The sequence below is a fragment of the Oxynema aestuarii AP17 genome (assembly GCF_012295525.1).
Taxonomy (GTDB): domain Bacteria; phylum Cyanobacteriota; class Cyanobacteriia; order Cyanobacteriales; family Laspinemataceae; genus Oxynema; species Oxynema aestuarii.
Genome location: NZ_CP051167.1, coordinates 1,092,547 through 1,114,720, shown reverse-complemented (window position 1 = coordinate 1,114,720; position 22,174 = coordinate 1,092,547). Strand labels below are relative to the sequence as shown.

The 22,174-nt window shown below is 53.8% G+C and carries 14 protein-coding genes and 1 pseudogene; 10 read left to right on the top strand and 5 right to left on the bottom strand.

All coding sequences use genetic code 11. The annotated features are described in order from the left end of the window. The first annotated feature begins 76 nt into the window (after positions 1–76). On the top strand, positions 77–784 hold the full coding sequence (locus tag HCG48_RS04370) for a DUF928 domain-containing protein (RefSeq protein WP_168568066.1): 708 nt from the start codon (positions 77–79) through the stop codon (positions 782–784). Between the two features lie 43 nt (positions 785–827). Here HCG48_RS04370 and HCG48_RS04365 read toward each other — a convergent pair whose 3' ends face one another. The 5 genes from HCG48_RS04365 to HCG48_RS04350 all read right to left on the bottom strand — a co-directional run bounded on the left by HCG48_RS04365 (position 828) and on the right by HCG48_RS04350 (position 7,449). After that, positions 828–3,602: a CHAT domain-containing protein gene (locus HCG48_RS04365; RefSeq protein WP_168568065.1), complete on the bottom strand. Its 2,775-nt coding sequence runs from the start codon at positions 3,600–3,602 to the stop codon at positions 828–830. A gap of 26 nt (positions 3,603–3,628) precedes the next feature. Then, positions 3,629–6,334: a two-partner secretion domain-containing protein gene (locus tag HCG48_RS04360; protein ID WP_168568064.1), complete on the bottom strand. Its 2,706-nt coding sequence runs from the start codon at positions 6,332–6,334 to the stop codon at positions 3,629–3,631. A gap of 233 nt (positions 6,335–6,567) precedes the next feature. Next, positions 6,568–6,732, bottom strand: a complete 165-nt coding sequence (locus HCG48_RS25785; RefSeq protein ID WP_246259895.1) for a zinc ribbon domain-containing protein — start codon at positions 6,730–6,732, stop codon at positions 6,568–6,570. A 152-nt stretch (positions 6,733–6,884) separates the two neighbouring features. Then, the gene (locus HCG48_RS25780) at positions 6,885–7,070 is read right to left on the bottom strand and encodes a helix-turn-helix domain-containing protein (RefSeq protein ID WP_246259893.1); all 186 of its coding nucleotides are present in this window, start codon (positions 7,068–7,070) and stop codon (positions 6,885–6,887) included. Between the two features lie 34 nt (positions 7,071–7,104). Further along, positions 7,105–7,449 carry a hypothetical protein gene (locus HCG48_RS04350; RefSeq protein ID WP_168568063.1) on the bottom strand — a complete coding sequence of 115 codons (345 nt, stop codon included), beginning with the start codon at positions 7,447–7,449 and terminating at the stop codon, positions 7,105–7,107. 719 nt (positions 7,450–8,168) lie between these two features. On the opposite strand from HCG48_RS04350, the gene HCG48_RS04345 reads away from it, so the two are divergent. The 9 genes and pseudogenes from HCG48_RS04345 to HCG48_RS04315 all read left to right on the top strand — a co-directional run bounded on the left by HCG48_RS04345 (position 8,169) and on the right by HCG48_RS04315 (position 22,122). Beyond that, positions 8,169–8,354: a hypothetical protein gene (locus tag HCG48_RS04345; RefSeq protein ID WP_168567311.1), complete on the top strand. Its 186-nt coding sequence runs from the start codon at positions 8,169–8,171 to the stop codon at positions 8,352–8,354. Beyond that, entirely contained in the window at positions 8,275–11,559 is a 3,285-nt protein-coding gene (gene carB, locus HCG48_RS04340) for a carbamoyl-phosphate synthase large subunit (RefSeq protein ID WP_168568062.1), read from the top strand. Before HCG48_RS04345 ends, carB begins: the two co-directional genes overlap by 80 nt. A gap of 616 nt (positions 11,560–12,175) precedes the next feature. Further along, on the top strand, positions 12,176–12,307 hold the full coding sequence (locus tag HCG48_RS26400) for a hypothetical protein (RefSeq protein ID WP_281362078.1): 132 nt from the start codon (positions 12,176–12,178) through the stop codon (positions 12,305–12,307). A 194-nt stretch (positions 12,308–12,501) separates the two neighbouring features. Next, positions 12,502–13,458, top strand: a complete 957-nt coding sequence (locus HCG48_RS04335) for an RNA polymerase sigma factor, RpoD/SigA family (protein ID WP_168568061.1) — start codon at positions 12,502–12,504, stop codon at positions 13,456–13,458. Between the two features lie 321 nt (positions 13,459–13,779). Next, complete coding sequence (gene dnaK, locus HCG48_RS04330; protein WP_168568060.1) at positions 13,780–15,996, top strand: molecular chaperone DnaK; 2,217 nt, start codon at positions 13,780–13,782, stop codon at positions 15,994–15,996. Continuing rightward, complete coding sequence (locus HCG48_RS25400) at positions 15,977–16,123, top strand: hypothetical protein (RefSeq protein ID WP_210437173.1); 147 nt, start codon at positions 15,977–15,979, stop codon at positions 16,121–16,123. Before dnaK ends, HCG48_RS25400 begins: the two co-directional genes overlap by 20 nt. A gap of 1 nt (position 16,124) precedes the next feature. Continuing rightward, positions 16,125–17,153 (top strand): DnaJ C-terminal domain-containing protein, encoded by a 1,029-nt coding sequence (locus HCG48_RS04325; protein ID WP_168568059.1) that lies wholly within the window; start codon positions 16,125–16,127, stop codon positions 17,151–17,153. Between the two features lie 295 nt (positions 17,154–17,448). Further along, positions 17,449–18,503: pseudogene (locus HCG48_RS26765) on the top strand (RNA-guided endonuclease InsQ/TnpB family protein). Positions 18,504–18,765: 262 nt separating this feature from the next. Beyond that, positions 18,766–22,122: a PAS domain S-box protein gene (locus HCG48_RS04315; protein WP_168568058.1), complete on the top strand. Its 3,357-nt coding sequence runs from the start codon at positions 18,766–18,768 to the stop codon at positions 22,120–22,122. Positions 22,123–22,174 lie beyond the last annotated feature (52 nt).

The window sequence follows — 22,174 nt, the reverse complement described above, 5'->3', positions numbered from 1 at the left end:
TATGACCGAGCGTAAAAATAGCAATTTATCAATCCATTAATAGATCTCAAAACCTTGAGAATCGCAAGGTGTAAAAATGATTAAATACTTCAAAAAATATAGCTGTCTAGCGATCGCGTTTACTATCTTATCTTCGATTGTTTCGGCGACAATCTTTGTCCGAGCTGACGAGCAAATTGTTGATTTTTCCGGAACTGGAAGACCGAACGAACAAACCGACGGAGGAAGTCGCGGTAATTGTGGAGGAGCGATCGCCTCTAATGACCAATTAACGGCTTTAGTTCCTCAAACTATGAGTTTGACTGTATCCGAAGCGCCCACATTTTGGGTTTATATTCCTGACGATCCCAAAAATTTAGAATATAGTGAATTAATCTTACAAGATGAAATTGCCGAACGACCGATTTATCGGATTCGTTATCAACTTGAAAATACCCCTGGAGTTGTACGAGTGAATGCTCCGAGCGATCGCGAATATCAACTCGAACCGCAAAAACTTTATCGCTGGTATTTTAAAGTTAAATGTACCGGAGGTAATCAAGTAGCAGTTGGCGGACTGATTGAGAGAGTAACATTACCCCCATCTGCACAAAATAATCGCGGCTATCTCGACAATAAAATTTGGCATGAAATTTTAACTGAAGTTGGTAATCGTTTGCGTCTTTCTCCGGATAATTCTGTCATTCGAGAGGAATGGAAGTTGCTTTTAAATGCGCCAGGGGTGAATTTAAACCATCTCGGCGATCGCCCCCTCGTGGCTTGCTGTGAAATGGAGGAAGAATAGGCGGCAAAAGTCTCAAATTATCCGATCGCTTAAATCACGTGTTTTATAACCAATTACCGACTAAAATAAACGGTGCCCAATAATAAGGACGGTTCCATTTTTTATCGGTATCTTGGTTTGCTAATAAAGACAATTGTGCTTGACGCAAAACTTCTGCTTTTCCGATATTTTGATTGGCTTTTATTTGAATTAATTTCCGATAAAACTGCTCCATAAACTGGGCGGTGGATTCGTCGTTGACAGACCATAAGGTGGCTAAGGTACTGCGCGCGCCTGCTTTGACAGCGACCCCGGCTAACCCGAGGGTGGCGCGATTGTCTCCAGAGGCGGTTTCGCAAGCACTGAGGACGAGTAATTCGATCGCGCCGACCGCACGATCGCGATCGCGTTCCAATAAGTTATTCAAGCGATCGATATCCAGGAGTGCATCCCAAGTTAAAATAAAAGTATCTTCTAAATTAGAACTAAATTGACCGTGGGTGGCTAAATGAACGATATTATAATTCGATTTTTTGAGCTTTTCTTGTAATTCAGGGGTCACAAACTCTCGATTTAATAAAGTTTGTGTTTTCGGTAAAATTGATTCAATTTCGGTCAGTTCAATCGGCACGTTGGGAAGGGGAGAAAATTTTAAATTTCGCTCTTGTAAGGTTCTCTCTTCGCTGAGTCCGGCGGTTAAAGGGGTCAGTTCAAGTTCGGTCAGAGGACGAGGATTTAATAACTGCAATCCCGGGGTGAGGGCGATCGCGTATTTTTCGATCAGATAGCGATCGCCGTCGTGGAGGACGGACATCGGTAGATTGCGAAGTTGACTGTCTAAAACAAATACTAATGTATTGATAGAATTCGCTTCTAAAAGACTTTCTCCCGGTCGAATTAACCAATCGTAAAACTGTTGGGAGAGTTCCTGAATCTCGATCGCGAGGCGCGTGCGATCGCTCAAGCGATCGCTTAGTTCATTTAAGGTTTCGCGGATTTGCGATTGCGAAATCCAGGTACGATAGCGCTGTAATTCCTGTTTTTGAGGCAGTTTGACAATGACTTCAACGCGATCGGTTAAGACGATCGCGTAGACGACCGCCGAAGGGATTTGTGCCTGGTCTACAACCCGATCGATTTGTTCGGGTTTGGCATCCAAACAGGCTTCGCGAAAAAAGTCATTGAGTTCGGCCAACTGCAATGCTTCGATCGCCTTTCTCGCTTGTTTCAAATTGGCTTGAGAAACTCGTTCGGGTTTTAATAATAAATCTACATATTCTCGATAGACGGGTTCGACACTATCGCGGAAATTAAATTGAATGTCGGGATTAATCGCCACTAAGTCACCGCGCAAGATTTGTAAGTTTTCAAAGGCCAAACGATAAGCGGCGATCGCCCGATCGCGATTGCCTTTAATTACTTCGAGTCGTCCTAACTGCCATTGCCAGCGATAACCGAACTCTGGACTGTTCAAACTTTCGGCAATTTGTAAAGCATTTTTAGTTAATTCTTCTGCTAATTTTAACTGTTGTTGCTGTTGGGCGATCGCCCCGGCATAGCCCGTAATTTGCGCCTGTAATCTAGGATTGCCAATGCTTTCAGCTTGTCGGTCGGCGATCTGCACTTGCGTTGTAATCTCGTCCCACGAAGGTAAATTAGTTGGTTTAAAGTTATTTTGATTTTCAGTGTGGCACCCTCGGAAAATTGGAGACGCTAAATCCAATGGCACCGGGTTATGTTGAGTTTGCAAACAGGCCAAACTGTGAATAAAGTTGAGCCGTAATTCGATCGCCGTCGAACTCGGAGGCAGTCGGTCGAGGTCTTCCCGAATTTTGGATAAACTCATCGGGGATAAAATAGCGGAATTTTGGAGGCGATCGCCAGCGACTTGCAAACTCAATTGATTCAGACGGGCACGCAGTTTTAAAACGGGATCGGAAGTTTTTATTTCTGCAGTTTGATAACGATCGATCGCCCGTTCGACTTGTTCGAGAATCCGGTGGGTATTGCCCAAACTTAATAGTAAACTGGGTTGCAGATCTAAATATGGTTGAGTTCGAGACCTTTCTAGGGTATAATTAAGAACAGCTTTAGCATGTCTGGGATAACCGACGATCGCCAAAAGATCGCCCAATTCTTTTAATGCGAATAAATCCGAGTCCGTAGGGGTAAGGCGATCGAGTTTGGATATCAATTCATCCGGTTTTTGCCGTCCGATCGCCTCGCAACGGGTCGCATCGAGGTCGAGGAGACTCAAAATTGTCTCGCAAGAACGGGGATAAAAGCCCAACCGTTTAAAGGCTTGAGCGCGATCGATCGCAGTCCGTCGGACGGCTTCGCGATCGCCCAAGCGATTGTAAAGTTCGATCGCCTGTTGCCAACTTTCTAAGGCATTTTCCGCCCTGCCGAGGGCCAATTGCAAACGACCTCGAACCCGGTAGGCATGGGCGATCGCGTCTATTTCTTCCCGGGTCGTTCCGGCGAGTAACCCGAGGCTGTCGGCGATCGCCTCACGGGCTTTTTGCCAGTCGCCGAGGTGCTGGTAACTGAGGGATAAATTATTGAGCGATCGCGCTTGGTTGAGGCGATCGCCCCGACGGGCAAAAGCATCGATCGCTTCTCGCCAGCGACGGACGGCGCGATCGTACTGCCGCGATCGATAAAATTGTCGGGCGTCTTCGCCGAGTTGGAAGCCGTCAGCTTGCGCCTGTACTACAATCGCCACGGGGGTTTGAGCGATCGCACGATGGGTGACGACTGGCAAGAGGAGCGAAAAAAGCAGCAGCCCTGCGATAAAAATCCGTCGTTTCACGATCGATCGCCCTCTATCGAACTTCATTGATTTATTGATTTATTGATTTATCGTTAATCGTTGCATCCCGGCAGGGGGTTGACCCAGTGTAACTCGGTCCCGGTCTTGCCTGCGGTGAGAACCACGCGCCCTCGTTCGTCCAAGTGCCATCCTTGCGCCGCCACGATCGCCCGATCGCGATCGATCGTTTCCGGAGGGGCGATCGCCTCGGGTCGAGCACTCGGGGGCGACAGTTCGATCGGATCGACGTGCGATAAATCCCCAACGAGGGGATCGCCGGGATTGGGGGGTACTCCGCCGCGTCCGGTCACCACAAATTCACTCTCGTCCCCTTGTCTACAAGGGTTTTGGGCGATGAGTGCTTCCGGATCGACGACTTCGCCCTCGGAGACCTGCGCCGGATCGACTTCCAACTCAATATCTAATGTAAGATCCCCCGCCGCCACGATCGTGCTGTCGGGAGAAACAAACGTGGTTCGCGCCCCGATCCGAACGTTGCTGCCTCCTTGGGGGTTGGCGGCGTCGGTTCCCAAGAAACTGCGATCGCGTAACAACAAAATCTCACTTTCTAAATCGATATTCCCTTCTAACGTCGGATTGCCACTTGCACTGCCCGTGGCCAGGATCTGGCTGTCTTCCTGCACGAAAATATCCCGGGCGCGAATGGCGATGCTGCCCCCCTGCCCGTTTTCGGAGGCTGCCGCCAAGGAACCCCGCCGGGTCAAACTCACATCGGCTTGCCCGTCGCCGGGAATGCCTGCAATCTCCAAATTACCCGGACTGCCGTTGTCTAAGCCGCGCACGCTGATTTCGCCTCCATCGGCGACTTCGAGCGATCGTGAGACCTGCAAGCGCACGTTACCCGCATTGCCGATGCCTCGGGAGGCTGCCGCCAGTCGTGCCCCGTCGAGAACGGCGATCCGACGGGCGACCACGGTGATATCTTCGGCATTTCCGATCGCTTCGGCAACCTCCACCCGCGCCAGCAAGCCACTGGGTTGCAGGTTGTCTGCCGATCGCCCGATCGCGACGACGGATTCGGCAGGTGAATTGGCTTCAAACCCCGTCACGGTGAGTCTTCCGGCATTTCCCCGGCCAAAGGTGGAAGCGACGACTTGGGCGCCGCGAGTGGTCAGCAGTTGGGGGGTCGAGATCGCCACGTTTCCGGCGTTACCGCTCCCCGTCGTGAGTGCGGATATTTGTGAGGAGTTAGTCGTGTTGGGGGTGCCGTCGAGGGAAGTGAGAAACCCGATCGCCTCGACCGCTTCGGCAGCGCGAATCTCGATATTGCCGCCGTTCCCCGCCCCGAGAGAAGACGCCGCCACCCGCGCCCCTCCTTCGACGCGCAGGCGATCGACGAACAGTTCTAAATTGCCTGCATTGCCCGTGGCGCCGAGGTTTACCCGAGCTAGCACCCCACTGGGTTCGAGTCCGTCGGGCGATCGCCCGCTCAATCTCACTTCTTCTGCGGTCACTCTCACCGTTCCCGCATCCCCGGCGTCGAAGGTTTCCGAGGTCACTTGCGCCCCGTCAGTGACGGTGAGCCGACCCGTGGCGATCGCGATCGTGCCTGCATCTCCCGGTCCGGCAGTCACGGCGGAGATTTGCGAGGGTGCCGGGGTGCCGTCGGGAAACTGGCCGATTCCGAGCAGTTCCACCGCCTCCGATGCCCGGATCGCGAGATTGCCGCCGGATACTGGAGTTTCCGAGAGGGAGGAGGTCGCCACCCGGGCGCCCCCTTCGATGCGTAACACCCGAGTATCGACGCTCAAATTACCGCCGCTTCCGGTTGCCCCCGGTTCGACGCGGGTTTGCAAGGCGCTGGGGGTGCCGTCGGCGAGGCGATCGCGCAATTCCACCCGTTCCGATGCGGTGACGGTCAGGGTTCCTCCCTGTTGCGACCCCAAGGTGTTCGCTTGGATTTGAGCGCCGCCGCTTAAAGTGACTTGCCTGCCTCTCACGTCAATCCGTCCGCCCCCCGCTCCACTGGTACTTACCGAGGCGCGATCGGCAAGAAAGATATCACTAAAGTTATTCGCGTTAGTATAATTTGGAGTCAGGCCGTCGAGGGCAATTTGGCTGTCAGGGCCGACACTGCCGAGGGCGATCGCCCCTTGGCGGGCGGTTAAATAGCCTCCGTCGAGGGTTAAATCGCCACCGAATAAGCCCAATGTTTGCCCGGGTTCGACTTGCAAGCCGACGGTCGCCCCGGTTGCGTCGGTGACGCGCGATCGATTGACGATCGCCGCGCGATCGCTGCCAAATTGCAAGCCCGTGGGAACGTTGACGGTCAGTAACGGCGCGTTTTGCGGGGCGATCGCGCCGAATCCCTCGCCGTTGTCGAATAAGATTTCGGCGGCAGTTGTGGCTACAAATGCCCCGCGCAAGTCCAGGCGCGCGTTCGGACCGAAAACGAGACCGTTGGGGTTGAGTAAAAATAAGTTGGCGTCGCCCAAAACCCCCAACGTACCGAGGATCGAGGAGGTTTCGCCCCCGGTCACCCGGGTGAAAATGGTTTCGATGCCCGTCGGGTTAGCAAAGTATAGCGATCGCCCGTCGTCGATATTAAATTGTGAGAAACTGTGAAAAAGATTCGCTCCGCGCACGGCGCCGCCCTCGACGCGATCGCTGGTGGCGTCCGTGGGGACGACTTGGGAGTTTTCGGCGCCGAGGGTATTGTCGGGAACCAGTTGCGCGTGCCCCGGGGTGGCGGTCAGGGCGATCGAACAAGCGGCTAGAGAAAACCAAAGCGATCGCATGGTAAGAAAAACAATATATTTACTAGAGCCAGAGCGAGCTACAGGAGATTCGCAGCTTCGTCGATTTTTCAGCAAGAACATTGTAGCCTATCCGCAAAAATTTAGGGGAGGAAAGGGTTGATTGACATCCTCAGCGCCGAAGGAAAGACGGTGATTCCCAAACCTCACGATTTAGATTCGGAGTTTCTTTCCCTGACAGGTTTTTCGCCGTAGGGGTGGTTCGCGAACCACCCCTACTCTTTTCCGGAATAATATCCTTCAAGTCTTACACTCGCTCCACAGGCGGTAACGGTGTGTCCCACCGCCAAAAGATTCTGTGCGGCGTTGATATCTCTGTCGTGAACTGTCCCACATTGGGGACAAGTCCACTCTCTGACCTGCAACGGCATCAAATCCATTTTTTGTCCGCCGAATCCCCCCTTCGCCCTCTTATTAAGGGGGGTTGGAGGGATGGCGAGGATTTTCCACCTTTTCGCCATCGCTAGTGATGGCGAGATGGGCAATTCCCACATCGACACCGATATAGTGAACAGTGAACAGCTTTTAACTTTTAACTTTTAACTTTTAACTTTAAAAACGTCCCGAAGGTTCGAGTCGTACCGTGACGGTAGAGGGTTCTGCATCCTTGGGAAGTTGACGACTCCATCGGATGTCGCACGCAGCCGAGGGTTCGGCGCAAGAGGGACTCTTGCTCGTAGCTGGGATAGAAGCGAGATCGGAACGCTCGAAGTGTCATTTTGGCAGTTTAATCCTCTTTGCCGATTTTACTGTCAAGACGCCCTAGAAGGGCGGAGTTTGCAACCCAAAATTTTTGATAAAAATATCGCCCCATTCTTCCGGGGTGAGGCAATCACTGCGGCGATCGCTTTTCCAACCGCTTTGGTTAAATCCTCATTTTCCAACTCTACCCGATCCGGGTCTTTGCCTTCAGTTAAGACATCGAGAATATCGTCGAAAGCATTGGCGGTATTTCCTGCCGCCACACTGCCTAAACCCGTCATCAAGAGCGATTTCCAAACAATCTCCGTTCCCGTCGAGAGTGCTGGAAATGCCAAACTACCAAAGACACAGACCGATCCAAGACTTAATTTAACGAGCGATCGCGCGACTGCCATGGGCGATTTGCCTTTTTTTGCTTCGCTCTTTTAGTATAAGCGAATGGCGGCATCTACGGCAGCACTCCGCTCGGGGAGGGCGATCGCGCGCGACCTCACACAGATAGCACGTATAAGTTTCAGGCGGTATCCTAACGCGGGCGATCGTTAAGCACCGCCCCAATTCCTTTGCGTTGCCATTTGCGAAAATCACTCGATCCCGTTGGCCAGGACAGACAATCGTGGGGAATTCCCAGAGAGTGGGGTAAGCACGAGTTACCATCTGGGTAGCCCAACTCTCTCGGTGTTGCTATTGTGCCTTGTAGGGGTTAAGTTACCAAACCCCTACCATTTTTTATACTAAAAGTTGAGAATTGCCGGAGTTTCACCCAGTTGAAACCCATGTCTATCTCACATTGCGGTGCTCTTTCGCCGTCCTCGGCGAAAGAGCACCAATTTCGTGCTGCAACGGGTGCAGAACTTGACCGAATCGGGCTGTTGCGGTTTGGCACATGTTCCGGTTTGGCACAATTGGCACTCAAAAATCGCGATCGCCGGCGATCGCCACCTTTTGCAAATCCAGACAATCCAACCGGATAAACCGCTCTAAAACGAATAAGTCAACAAATCTTGTCAAAGTCCGTGGCAGAAATTGATAACGAAGCGGGCGAAAACCCTTAAAATAATCTGGATTTAGCAATCGCTCGGGAAGAGTTCGGCTACAGTCATTGCCCGAGGGCGTGCAACGTACCCACCTCGAACGAGCGTTCTGCTCGATGGCGATCGCCGTAAGGGCGAACCGTCGTTTGTCCTTACCCACCTTTGACGAGTCGAAGTATAAAGCCTATGCCCCGTCGCGACGACCTCCACAAAATTCTGCTGATTGGCTCTGGCCCGATTGTGATTGGGCAAGCCTGCGAATTTGATTACTCAGGGACCCAGGCGTGTAAAGCGCTCAGGGAAGAAGGCTACGAAGTCATTCTAGTCAACTCCAACCCGGCGACGATCATGACCGATCCGGAAATGGCCGATCGAACCTACATCGAACCATTAACCCCGGCAGTGCTCGAAAAAATCATCGCCAAAGAACGACCCGACGCCATCCTGCCGACAATGGGCGGCCAAACGGGGCTGAACCTGGCCGTCGAACTGTGTAAAAAAGGCATATTAGACAAATACGGCGTCGATTTGATCGGAGCGAAACTCGACGCGATCGAAAAAGCCGAAGACCGCCAACTCTTCAAAGAAGCAATGGCCCGGATTGGCGTCGCCGTCTGTCCCTCCGGGATCGCCCAAACCCTAGACGATGCGAAAACCGTCGCCCAGCAAATCGGCACCTATCCCCTCATTATCCGTCCCGCCTACACCCTCGGCGGAACCGGAGGCGGGATCGCTTACAACCAAAAAGAATTCGAGCTGATGGCTGCCGCCGGATTAGACGCCTCCCCGGTCTCCCAAATTCTGATCGAGCAATCCCTCCTCGGCTGGAAAGAATACGAACTCGAAGTGATGCGCGACTTAGCCGATAACGTCGTCATCATCTGCTCGATCGAAAACCTCGACCCGATGGGCATCCACACCGGGGACTCGATCACCGTCGCTCCGGCGCAAACCCTCACCGATAAAGAATATCAGCGCCTGCGCGATGCCTCGATTAAAATCATCCGCGAGATCGGGGTCGAAACGGGGGGATCGAACATTCAGTTTGCGGTCAACCCGGTCAACGGCGAAATCATCGTGATCGAAATGAACCCCCGGGTGAGCCGTTCCTCGGCGTTGGCGTCGAAAGCGACGGGTTTCCCGATCGCCAAATTTGCAGCTAAACTCGCCGTCGGCTACACCCTCGACGAGATTTCCAACGACATCACCCAAAAAACCCCCGCCAGTTTCGAGCCGACCATCGATTACGTGGTCACCAAAATCCCGCGTTTTGCCTTCGAGAAATTCTCCGGGGCCGATCCGGTTCTGACCACGCAAATGAAGTCTGTCGGCGAGGCGATGGCGATCGGTCGGACCTTTCAAGAATCGTTCCAAAAAGCCCTGCGATCGCTCGAAATCGGGCGTTACGGCTGGGGCTGCGATCGCGAGGAAGTCCTGCCCAGCTTAGAACATATCCGCTCCGGTCTGCGAACCCCCAACCCCGATCGCATCTTCACCGTCCGTCATGCGATGCTCATGGGGATGACCGTCGAGGAAATCTACGAACTCACCGGGATCGACCCCTGGTTCCTCGACAAAATGCAAGACCTGATCGCCACGGAAAAATTCCTCAAGCGCACCCCGCTTAAAGACTTGAGCGAATCCCAGATGCGCGAAGTCAAACAACAGGGCTACGGCGATCGTCAAATCGCCTTCGCTACCAAAACTAGCGAAGACGAAGTCCGCGCCTACCGCAAATCCCTCGGAGTCGTCCCGGTTTACAAACTCGTCGATACTTGCGCCGCCGAATTTGAAGCCTTCACCCCCTATTACTATTCCACTTACGAAGACGAAACCGAACTCGAAGTCTCCGACAAGCGCAAAGTCATGATTCTCGGTGGCGGTCCCAACCGCATCGGTCAGGGGATCGAATTTGACTACTGTTGCTGTCACGCCTCGTTCTCCCTGCAAGATGCGGGCTTCGAGACGATCATGGTCAATTCCAATCCGGAAACCGTTTCCACGGACTACGACACGAGCGATCGCCTTTTCTTCGAGCCCCTCACGAAAGAAGACGTGCTCAACATCATCGAAGCGGAAAACCCGGAAGGGGTCATCATTCAATTCGGCGGTCAAACCCCGCTCAAATTGGCGGTTCCCCTGCAACAGTTCCTCGATCCTACAAGCGGTCTGCAAAGTCCCGACGCCAATATTCAAACCAAAATTTGGGGAACCTCCCCGGATTCGATCGATACCGCCGAAGACCGGGAACGCTTCGAGAAAATCCTCGAAGAACTGGCGATCGAACAGCCCCCCAACGGCATCGCACGCAGCTATCAAGATGCCCTGCGGGTGGCGAAAAAGATCGGCTATCCGGTGGTCGTGCGCCCCTCCTACGTCTTGGGCGGACGGGCGATGGAAATTGTCTACTCCGACGCCGAATTAGAGCGCTACATGACTTTTGCGGTGCAGGTCGAACCGGACCACCCGATTTTGATCGATAAGTTCCTCGAAAACGCGATCGAGGTCGATGTAGATGCGATCGCCGACGCTACCGGGCGCGTGGTCATCGGCGGGATTATGGAACACATCGAACAAGCCGGCATTCACTCCGGCGACTCCGCCTGTTCGATTCCCTATACGTCTTTACAACCTGCGGCCCTCGATACGATCCGCGAATGGACCGTCAAGCTGGCGAAACGACTGCAAGTGATCGGCTTGATGAATATCCAGTTTGCAGTGCAAGGGGAGCAGGTGTACATCCTCGAAGCCAACCCCCGCGCTTCGCGGACGGTCCCGTTCGTGTCTAAGGCGATCGGAGTTCCCCTCGCCAAGCTCGCCTCCCGGGTGATGTCCGGCGAAACGTTGGAAGGTCTCGGCTTTACGGAAGAGAAGATTCCCCAACATATTGCGGTCAAAGAAGCGGTGTTGCCGTTTAATAAGTTCCCGGGAACCGATACTTTGTTAGGACCGGAAATGCGATCGACTGGGGAAGTGATGGGGATCGATACGGACTTCGGCAAGGCGTTCGCTAAGGCGGAGTTGGGCGCGGGGGTCAGTTTGGCCCTCAGTGGCACGTTCTTCGTGTCGATGAACGATCGCGACAAGCCCCTCGTGGTCCCGGTGATTAAGGAGTTGATCGAGTTGGGCTTTAAGATTGTGGCCACCGAAGGCACTCGGCGGGTGCTGCAAGAACACGGAATCGAGGCGGTGGACTTGGTTTACAAGCTCCACGAAGGTCGTCCCCACGTGGTGGATTGGATTAAGAACGAGCAAATCCAGTTCATTATTAATACGCCGACCGGGGAAGAGTCGCAAACCGATGCCCGTTTGATTCGTCGCACGGCGTTGGATTACAAGTTGCCGATTATTACGACGATTGCCGGGGCGAAGGCGACGGCGGCGGCGATCCGAGCGCTGCAAACCGATCCGTTGGACGTGAAAGCGTTACAGGATTATATCGCCGAACCGGAAGCGGAGTTAGTTTCGTAAGCTAGCGATCGCCATCGAGGGTTAAACCCCCCGTTCGAGACCTACAAAGCCCTGTCTTTGTAGGTCTCTGTTTATGAGCGGGTCGATAATTTCCGGCGTTTCGGGGGCATTCTAGGTCTAGCAGGGGCGATCGCGATCCCCTCTCCCCGGTTCGTCCCGCGTCGGCAATCCCTTTCAGGAAAAATTTATTCTATAAACGCAAGTTTTTTCATCCATAGAAACACATTATCCTAAAAGACTTTCTGTTTTTTAAAAGTTGCATTAAAATGAATAAAAGGAGGAAAAACTATCGGGAAGACCCCCGATCGACTCCCGGACACCAGCGAGGCGCTCGGAGGGGGGAAACCCAGCACCCCTGCATTGTCCGGCGGGCTTGTCAAGCAATGATTTTACAAAACTTTACACGAAGATCGCTCAGAAAAGCCGACCCGTCCGTTCGCAATCGGCTCGTTTTGTTTTACAGGATGCATTTAGGAACGGAGTTAGTGGGTAATCTCTAGGTAATTGGCGCGCGATCGCGGGGCGGACCCGCCAGGCGATCGTCGAGCCTACGGTAGACATTTCTCTCAGAAATGTTACAATTTTTAACATAGACAAGTTTGAGTTAAGAAACATTATGACAACCACCACCATCATCCTCACTGTTTTAGGTTTGGTTCTCCTCTGGGTCGCCCAGGATCGATCGAGCCGTCAGGAGCAGGTGCAACCGGAGTTGATTCCGGTGCGCGTTAGAGACCGCCAGAAATAGAGAGTTTGCCCTTTCCAGAGCGGCGATCGATCGTTCTGGGAGCGAGGGGGGTTTGTACGCTCACAGTGGCAACCAGCTTGGCATCGAAGAGCTTGAGGTTGGTTGCCAGCGCGTTTTCTCAGGGCGATTGAGGTGGATGGCTCAGCCTCCCACCGATTTAATAAAATCCACATTCATGCAAACGGACAGGCGCCATGAAAACTGCTCAAAGTTCCACAGACTTAGTTCGCACTTACCTGCGAGAAATTGGCCGGGTTCCCTTGCTGACCCACGAGCAGGAAATTCATTTAGGGAAGCAAGTGCAGCGCGGGAGTGCATTGCAAGAACTCAAAGAGACCTTAGCCGAGAAGCTGGGGCGAGACCCGACCGAAGCGGAGTGGGCGCGGGAAGCCGAGCTGTCCGAGGCGGAGTTAGGGCGCGAGTTAGCACAAGCCGAAACCGCCAAACGCAAGATGGTCGAAGCGAACTTGCGCTTAGTCGTGTCCGTGGCGAAGAAATATATCAAACGCAACGTCGACCTGCTCGATTTAATTCAAGAAGGAACCATCGGGATGCAGCGTGGGGTCGAGAAATTCGATCCGACCAAAGGGTATCGATTTTCGACCTATGCGTACTGGTGGATTCGTCAGGCGATTACCCGGGCGATCGCCGAAAAAGGTCGCACGATCCGACTGCCGATTCATATTACCGAAAAACTCAATAAAATTAAAAAAGCCCAACGGCAACTGTCCCAACAGTACGGACGGGCTGCGACCATCGGCGAACTCGCCGAAGAGTTAGACTTATCGCCCAAACAAATTCGCGAATATCTCGAACGGGCGCGCCATCCACTTTCCTTAGACTTGCGCGTCGGCGACAACCAAGATACGGAATTGGGAGAACTGCTCGAAGATACCGGACCGTCTCCGGAAGACTTCGCCACCCAATCGGCCCTGCGCTCGGATTTAGAGCAACTGATGGCCGATTTGACCCCGCAGCAGAGACAAGTATTGGCCTTGCGCTTCGGCTTGGAAGACGGGCAGACCATGACCCTGGCCAAAATTGGCGATCGCCTCAACATCAGCCGCGAACGGGTGCGACAGATCGAGCGCGAAGCCCTGACCAAACTGCGCAAGCGCAAAAGCGACATGGGCGAGTATATGGCCAGTTAGCTGACGGACGGGGGATGCCCGGACGCAGCGCCTCCAGCCTCCTCACGCGAGTGTAGGGGGCTTTTTCCGTCGCCGAACCCGGGCGATCGCCCCAAACCGCCCCCCCGCACGGCAAGATACAATAAACTGAAAGCAAACTTGAAGCTTGCAGCCCCTTGCAAGCTTTCCTCGACAGACAAACTGGCAGGATTTCAAGATGCAATCGACAGCCAAAAGCTGCGACAATCAGTTGTCAGTTTGTTTTCTGATGGCTACAAATAGCAAAAGAAAATCATTACGACTCGATGCGATCGGCAACAGGTAAGAGGTGGAGACAACGGCATGGGCAAAGTAGTCGGCATTGACCTAGGAACGACCAACTCAGTAGTGGCGGTAATGGAGGGAGGCAAGCCGATAGCGATCGCCAATGCAGAAGGAATGCGGACCACTCCCTCGGTCGTCGGTATTAGTAAAGACGGAGAACTGCTCGTCGGGCAAATGGCCAGACGACAAGCAGTCCTCAACCCCCAAAATACCTTTTATGCCGTCAAGCGCTTCATGGGTCGGCAATATCGGGAACTGTCCCCCGACTCCAAGCGCGTTCCCTACACGATTCGCAAAGACGACGGCGGGAACGTCAAAATTCGCTGTCCGCGACTGAAGCGAGATTTCGCCCCGGAAGAAATTTCGGCGATGATTTTGCGCAAACTCGCCGACGAAGCCAGTCGCTACTTGGGCGAACCCGTCACCGGGGCCGTGATTACCGTTCCGGCGTATTTCAACGACTCCCAACGACAAGCCACCCGGGACGCCGGACGAATTGCCGGGTTGGAAGTCAAACGCATCCTCAACGAACCCACCGCCGCCTCCCTCGCTTACGGTTTGGACCGCCGGGACAGTCAGACGATCCTGGTGTTCGACCTCGGCGGGGGAACCTTCGACGTGTCCGTGCTCGAAGTCGGCGACGGCGTGTTTGAAGTGAAATCCACCAGTGGGGATACCCAACTCGGGGGGAACGACTTCGATAAAAAAATTGTAGACTGGCTCGCCGAACAGTTTTTAGAAAGTGAAGGGGTAGACTTGCGGCGCGATCGCCAGAGCTTGCAACGGTTGCTCGAAGCCGCCGAAAAGGCGAAAATCGAACTCAGTGGCGTTCAAGTCACCGATATCAACCTGCCCTTTATCACCGCCACCGAAGACGGACCGAAACACCTCGAAACTCGGCTGACTCGGAGCCAATTCGAGGGCTTGTGCGGCGATTTGGTCACCCGCTTGAGAATTCCGGTGAAACGGGCGATCGCCGATGCGGGACTGACCCCGGTTCAAATTGACGAAGTCGTCTTAGTTGGCGGTTCGACGCGCATCCCCTTAGTACAGCAACTCGTCCGCAGCGCGATCGATATCGAACCGAATCAGAACGTCAACCCCGACGAAGTCGTCGCCATCGGGGCCGCCATTCAGGCGGGAATTTTGGCCGGAGAAGTCAAAGACGTGCTGTTACTCGACGTCACCCCCTTATCCTTGGGACTCGAGACCATCGGCGGGGTGATGAAAAAACTGATCCCGCGCAATACGACGATTCCGGTGCGGCGATCGGACATTTTCTCCACGGCGGAGAACAACCAAACCCTAGTAGAAATCCACGTCCTACAAGGGGAACGGGAAATGGGGGCCGATAACAAATCCCTCGGACGCTTCAAACTCACCGGAATTCCCCCCGCGCCGAGTGGGGTGCCTCAGATTCAAGTCTCCTTCGACATCGACGCCAACGGAATTTTGCAAGTGTCCGCTTTGGATAAAATGACCGGACGCGAGCAGAGTATCATCGTCCAAGGGGCTTCTACCCTGAGCGAGGCGGAAGTGGACCGGATGATCCGAGAAGCGGAGGAATTTTACGACGTCGATCGCGAACGACGGGAACGGGTCGAGAAACGCAACCGCGTCGAAGCCCTCGCCTATCAAGCGGAACGGCAGTTGCGCGAGGCGACCCTCGACTACGGGATTCAATTCGTCAGCCCCCATCGGGCCCGGATCGAAAGTTTGATCCGGCAATTGCGCGAAAGTCTCGATCGCAACGACGAACGGGGGATCGATTTGGCGGAATCGGACCTGCAAGATGCCGTTTACGAACTCAATCGGGAAATTTATCAGCAAACTCGGGAAGAGGAAGACGAAGACGGGTTATTCGGATCGATCCGCCGGGTGTTTACCGAAGAATCGCCGATTCGGGGTCGCGAACGCGGTGGCGATAACTTCTTCGAGTCGGCGTATAACAGCCGTCGGGAGAACTATCCCGTCGAAGAGCGCCCGCGCGATTATGCCTCGGGAGATTACCCGCGAGATTACCCGCGAGATTACCCGCCGCGCGATTATCCCCCGCGCGATTATCCCCCGCGCGATTACCCGCCGCGAGAGTACCCGCGTAGCGGACGCAGCTATCCCGAAGGGGAGCGACCCCCGGCCCGGCGTCGGGGACGGCCTTCGCCCTACGGCAACAATCGATACAATAACCCTTACGAGGATGAAGATTGGGACGACGATGACGAGGATTGGATTTGAGCGATCGCCGCACCCCGGCGGACGTTCTCGGCGACGGATCGAACCCGTCGAGTCATCCCTGCGGCGGGCGATCGCGATCGCCCGTTCGGTTACTCACCCCTCTGAGATCTCCACTCTAAACCTGTAAGATGCAAAACTTTCGGAACTATTACGAGATTCTGGGAGTTGCCAGAGATGCAACCAGCGAAGAAATCAAGCGAGTCTACCGACGCCTAGCGCGCCAGTATCACCCCGATCTCAATCCCGGTAATAAAGCTGCGGAAGAGAAATTTAAAGATATCGGCGAAGCTTACGAAGTGCTTTCCGACCCCAACAAACGGGCGCAATACGACCAATTCAGCCGCTTTTGGGGTCAAAAAGGGTTTCAAGGACGCAAAGCCAGCCGCGCCAAAGCCGCCAACGGACGCAGCGCCGTCGGGGGCGATCGCCGGGGCGAGGATGTCGATTTCAGTCAATTCCGCGACTTTAACGCCTTCGTCGAAGAACTGCTCGGACGCCGTTCGTCAGGGGTGCGAAGCGGAGTTTCCACTGCCACCCGCAGTTACGAAACCGCCAGCCCCCGCAGCAGCGCGCGCACGGCGTCTCGGGATTATTTCAAGCCGGGAACGAGCAGAACCAGTTATACGGTGCCGCCGCGCACGACTCGCCGCGATATCGAAGCTCGGTTGCGCTTACCCCTCGAAAAAGCCTATAGCGGCGGATCGGAGCGCATTCGTCTCGAAGACGGGCGATCGCTCGAAGTGACGATGCCCCCGGGAATGGTGACCGGACAGCGCATTCGCCTGCGCGGTCAAGGGATGGGCGGCGGCGATCTCTATTTAAAAATTACCGTCGAACCCCATCCCTTTTTTAAAGTCGAAGGGGCGGAAATTGCCTGTCAGGTCCCCCTGACCCCGAGCGAAGCGGCGTTGGGCGGTCCGGTGGAAGTGCCGACTTTGGACGGTTTGGTGAAGATGACGGTGCCGCCGGGGGTGCGATCGGGTCAGCGCTTGCGCTTGGCGAATAAAGGCTATCCCACCGGAAGCGGCAAACGGGGGGATCAGTTGGTCGAAATTCAAGTGTTAGTTCCCAAACAACTCAGCGATCGCGAGCGGGAACTTTACGAACAGTTGCGCGAAGTGGAAACGTTCAAACCGCGACAAAATCTTGTGGTGTAAAGGCTAAAATCGGGTACAACCCCACTCAAATTGCCAGCTCGACGGTCAGGGTTAAAATGTTTAAATTTCTACCTGAAGTTCCTTAAACTTACTCATTTTTTATGCTCAAACAAAGATTTGAGTAAGTTTAGAAGGACTGAAGCCGCAAAAATCGCGGATTTCACCATCTCCATTGTTTTCTGCTCGTCTTTATGGTAGCTGAACTTAGCCGAACAAAAAGATAGTTGAGGAGTTAAAAAAGTCAGTGAAAGGCTTTAAGACCAAGCTAGACTTAAATAACCGACAACGAACGCTGATGGCGAAACACGCAGGAGTTGCTCGACACGCTTGGAATTGGGGACTCGCTACCTGTAAGGAAACATTAGAAGCCGGAGGTAAACTGCCAACCGCCATAGACTTACACAAAAGATTAGTCGCCGAGGTGAAAAGTCAGAATCCTTGGTACTATGAAGTCTCCAAATGTAGCCCTCAAGAAGCGTTGCGAAACCTAAATAAAGCGTTTAAGCGAGTTGGGCAAGTCAAAGGAACAGGTTTTCCAAACTTTAAGAAAAAGAATGTCAAAGAGAGTTTTTACCTGGAAGAAAGCATTAAAATTTCCGGTGATTGGGTGAAGCTACCTCGGATCGCTTGGGTAAAAAGCCACGAACAGTTACCGCCAGTCCATCCTAAAAACGTCACCATAAGTAAACGAGCAGGGGACTGGTATATTGCCTTCAAAATTGATTTTGAACCATCCCCCCAACCCCCCTTTGAAAGGGGGGCGAAGGGGGGATAGGGAGCGGATTGGGGTAGATGTAGGAATTAAAACTCTCGCCACCCTGAGCGATGGTAAAACCTATCCCAATCCGAAAGCTTATCGCTAGGCTCAGAAAAAACTGGCCAAACTCCAGAAAGAACTAAGCCGCCGTCAAAAAGGAGGTAAAAACCGAGAAAAAACTAAACTCAAGTTAGCTAAGGCCCACCGACGCATCGCCGATATTAGAGCCGACCATTTACACAAGTTAACAACTTACTTAGCCAAAAACCACGGTGAAGTAAAAAGTAAAAAGTGAAAAGTGAAAAGTGAAAATGTCAGGAATGCTCAAAAATCACAAGCTGGCTGGTGCGATCGCGGATGGTGGGTTTGATGAGTTCCGTCGTCAACTTGAATATAAATGCGAGTGGTATGGGAGCAAATTAACATTGATTGACCCGTGGTATCCCAGTTCGCAGATCTGCTCTAACTGCGGACACCAACAAAAAATGCCCCTGGATCGAAGACAGTATGATTGTCCGAACTGTCACGTCTCCATAGATCGTGACTTAAATGCGGCAATTAATCTAGAAAACGCGGAGAGCTCAGCCGTGTAAGCAAGCGTGATGGAAAGGTCTCGGAAGATCCAAGCTAGGAACTAAACATCAAATGATTAAGTTTGAGTAAGTTTTAGAGAGCGGTGTCGGGAATCACAATTCATTTCAGTGATTTCAAGGCGAGAGATTCGTGCTAAACCAGAGGCAACCCACCTCGCGATTCGATCGCCTTCAGTCGCGGTTCGGGCCACAGTTGTGCAAGTCGAACCGATGAGAGCGGCGCTTAACCTCCTTACACGAACCGATCGCTAGGAAGACGCTCATGAGATCGCGATTCTCACCTCACCTCGCTGGAGTTATTGTCGGCAGTATCGTCCTCGCTGCCGTCTGGGGACTCGTGCGCGCCGAGCAGCAGCGCGATCGCCAAAAAGTTCGCACGGAAGTCCTCAACCAATTGAGTGCGGTGCGCGCTCGCTTGGAAACCTCGCTCAATTCCCGGCTATTTCTCACCCGAGGTTTGGTCGCCTACGTCTCCATCCATCCCGACCTCAACTCCGAGGACTTTCAACGACTGGCCCGGGGATTGAGTGTCCAACAAACGGGAATTCTCAATCTCCAACTGGCCAAAAACAACGTCATCTCCCATGTTTATCCCTTGGAGGGACACGAAGCCGCCCTCGGTTTGAACCTTTTAGAATATCCAAAAGCGAAAGAAGCCACCTTACGGGCGATCGCCACGGGCAAAACGGTCGTCGCCGGACCGTTGGATCTGATTCAAGGAGGGGTCGGTTTTATCAGTCGCACCCCTATTTTTTTAGCGAGGGACAGGCTAACCGCCGCCGCCAGCCCCGCAGCCGAGCGCGGCGAATATTGGGGCTTGGCGGCGATCGTCATCGATCGCGATACCTTAATGCAAGAAGCCGGATTGTGGGAAATGTCAGCCCCGCCGACGGCGCGCTCTTGGGGCGATCGCGTACAGCAATTTTGGTGGCAGTCCACCCTCTCGCTCGATTACGCCCTGCGCGGGAAAGACGGGCTGGGCGCTGCCGGATCGGTATTTTTCGGCAATCCAGACCTATTCGAGCAAAACCCGATCCTTTTGGACATCTCCCTTCCCAACGGCAGTTGGCAGTTAGCCGCCATTCCTCGCGGCGGTTGGCAAGGGTACCATTCGCGCTTGTGGGGCTTGTACGCTTTGGGCGCATTGCTGGCACTCTCTTCCGGGGGGTGTATTTTTATTTTGGTGCGCGAACCCCATCGCCTCCAACAGGGGATCGATCGCGCCACCGCCGCCCTGCGCGAAAGTGAAGAACGCTATGCTCTCGCCGTCGCCGGAGCTAAGGACGGTCTGTGGGATTGGGACCTCAACCGCAAGCGCATTTACTTTTCGTCGCGCTGGAAGGCGATGCTCGGCTGCAACCCTTTGGAAATCGGCGATCGCCCGGAGGAGTGGTTGGGGCGCATTCACCCGGAAGACCTCGATCGCGTCCGAGCCGAAATCGACGCGCACCTCTCGGGTCAAACCCCCCATTTTCAAAGTGAATATCGCCTGCTCGACGCTGGCGGCGATTACGTCTGGATGCTGGCGCGCGGTTTGGCGGTGCGCGACGAACGAGGGCGGGCGTACCGTTTCGCCGGATCGCAAACGGATATTACCCAAAGCCGCAAAGCACAAGAAGCGTTGCGCCTGTCGGAAGAAAAGTTTTCCAAAGCCTTTCGCTTCAGTCCCGACGCGATCGCGATTACCACCCTCGACGACGGGCGCTATCTCGAAGTGAACGATGCTTTTTTGGAGATTACGGGTTACACGCTCGCCGAAACCCTCGGAAAGAGTGCTTTTGACTTAAATATCTGGGTCGATCCGGGCGATCGCGATCGCCTCTTGCAACAACTTCGCCAAGATGGCATCGTTCGCAATTGGGAAGCTCATTTCCGGCTCAAATCTGGCGAAATCCGCATCGGTTTGTTTTCTGCGGATATCATCCAGCTCGACGGGATCCCCTGCTTGCTCTCCCTCACCCGCGACATTACCGAACGCAAGCGCACGCAAGAAGCCCTCGAAATCTCCCAAGCGAACTACGAAGAAATTTTTAACGCCGTCACCGAAGGGATTTTCATTCACGACCCGCAAACCGGAGCGATTCTCGACGTCAATCGCACGGTGTGCGAAATGTACGGCTATTCCTTAGCCGAAATCCAAGCCCTCGATGTCGGCGCGTTGAGTGCCGAAGTCGAACCCTATACCCAACCTCGGGCGATCGAGTGGATTCGCAAGGCGGTCGGCGGTCAGCCGCAACAGTTTGAATGGCTCGCCCGCGATCGCGCGGGAAAGCAGTTTTGGATCGAAGTCAATTTGAAACAGGCGTTACTCGGCGGTCAACATCGCCTGGTGGCGGTGGTGCGCGAAATCGGCGATCGCAAGCGCGGCGAAGAACTGATCCGCAATATTGCCGAAGGGGTTTCGGCGGAAACCGGAGCCGCTTTTTTGCGCTCCCTAGTGCAGTATTTGGCCAAAACGTTACAGGTGGATGGGGCGTTTGTGGCGCAACTGTGCGATCGCAATCGGCTCAAAAGTCTTGCGGTCTCTCTTCACGGCGAAATCGTCGATAATTTTGAGTATCAATTGAAGGGTCAGGGGTGCGGCTTGACCCAAGGCTCTCAGATGTGTTTCGCCAAAGGACAAAAGTGCGATCGCTTTCCGAATCACGAGCTATTCACCCAGTTGGGCATCGAACATTATTTGGCCTCGCCTTTGTTTGACTCCAACGATCGCTCCCTCGGGTGGCTGGTGGTCATGCATTCCCAACCCTTCAAACGGGAAGAAATGGCCACCTCTTTACTGCGGATTTTTGCGATTCGCGCGTCTTCGGAACTGGAACGCACTCAGGCGGAAGCGGAATTGCAACGGGCGAAAGAAACAGCCCTGGCTGCGTCTCAAGCAAAAAGTCTGTTTTTGGCGAATATGAGCCACGAATTGCGAACCCCTCTCAATGCGATTATCGGTTACAGCGAAATGCTGCTCGAAGAGGCCGAAGAGGAGGGGAACGAACTGTTGATGACGGATTTGAAGCGAATTCAAACCGCAGGCAGGCATTTACTCAATTTAATTAGCGATATTCTCGATATTTCTAAAATTGAAGCGGGCAAGATGGAGCTGGCGTTGGAAACGTTCGAGCTTCGCAGTTTGGTCGAATCGACGATCGCCACGACCTATCCGGCGATCGTCAAGAATCGCAACCGCTTGCGGACGATCGGCTTTGAACGGAGTGAGGGCGGCGATCGCCTCGGCATGATGTATGCAGATCTCACAAAAGTCCGGCAAATTCTGCTCAATTTAGTCAGCAATGCGGCCAAGTTTACCACCGATGGCGAGATTTCGCTCGAAGTGCGCCGAGAACCGAACCCCAACGAGGGCGATCGCGCTATCTTTATCGTCCGCGATACCGGGATCGGCATGAGTCCGGAACAAACCCGCTCGATTTTTAAAGCCTTCGTGCAGGCGGATCCCTCGACGACCCGGCAATATGGCGGGACGGGCTTGGGATTGGCGATCGGCCAGCAGTTCTGCCACATGATGGGCGGCGAAATTACGGTGAGCAGCGAATTGGGCGTCGGTTCGACCTTTACGGTGACTTTGCCGACTGAAGTTAAGGCGCCCCAAGACAAAACCCGGCCATAAAGCAGTGACAGACATCACTGTAAAAGTGTCCAAAATAAGCGATAGTGGTACA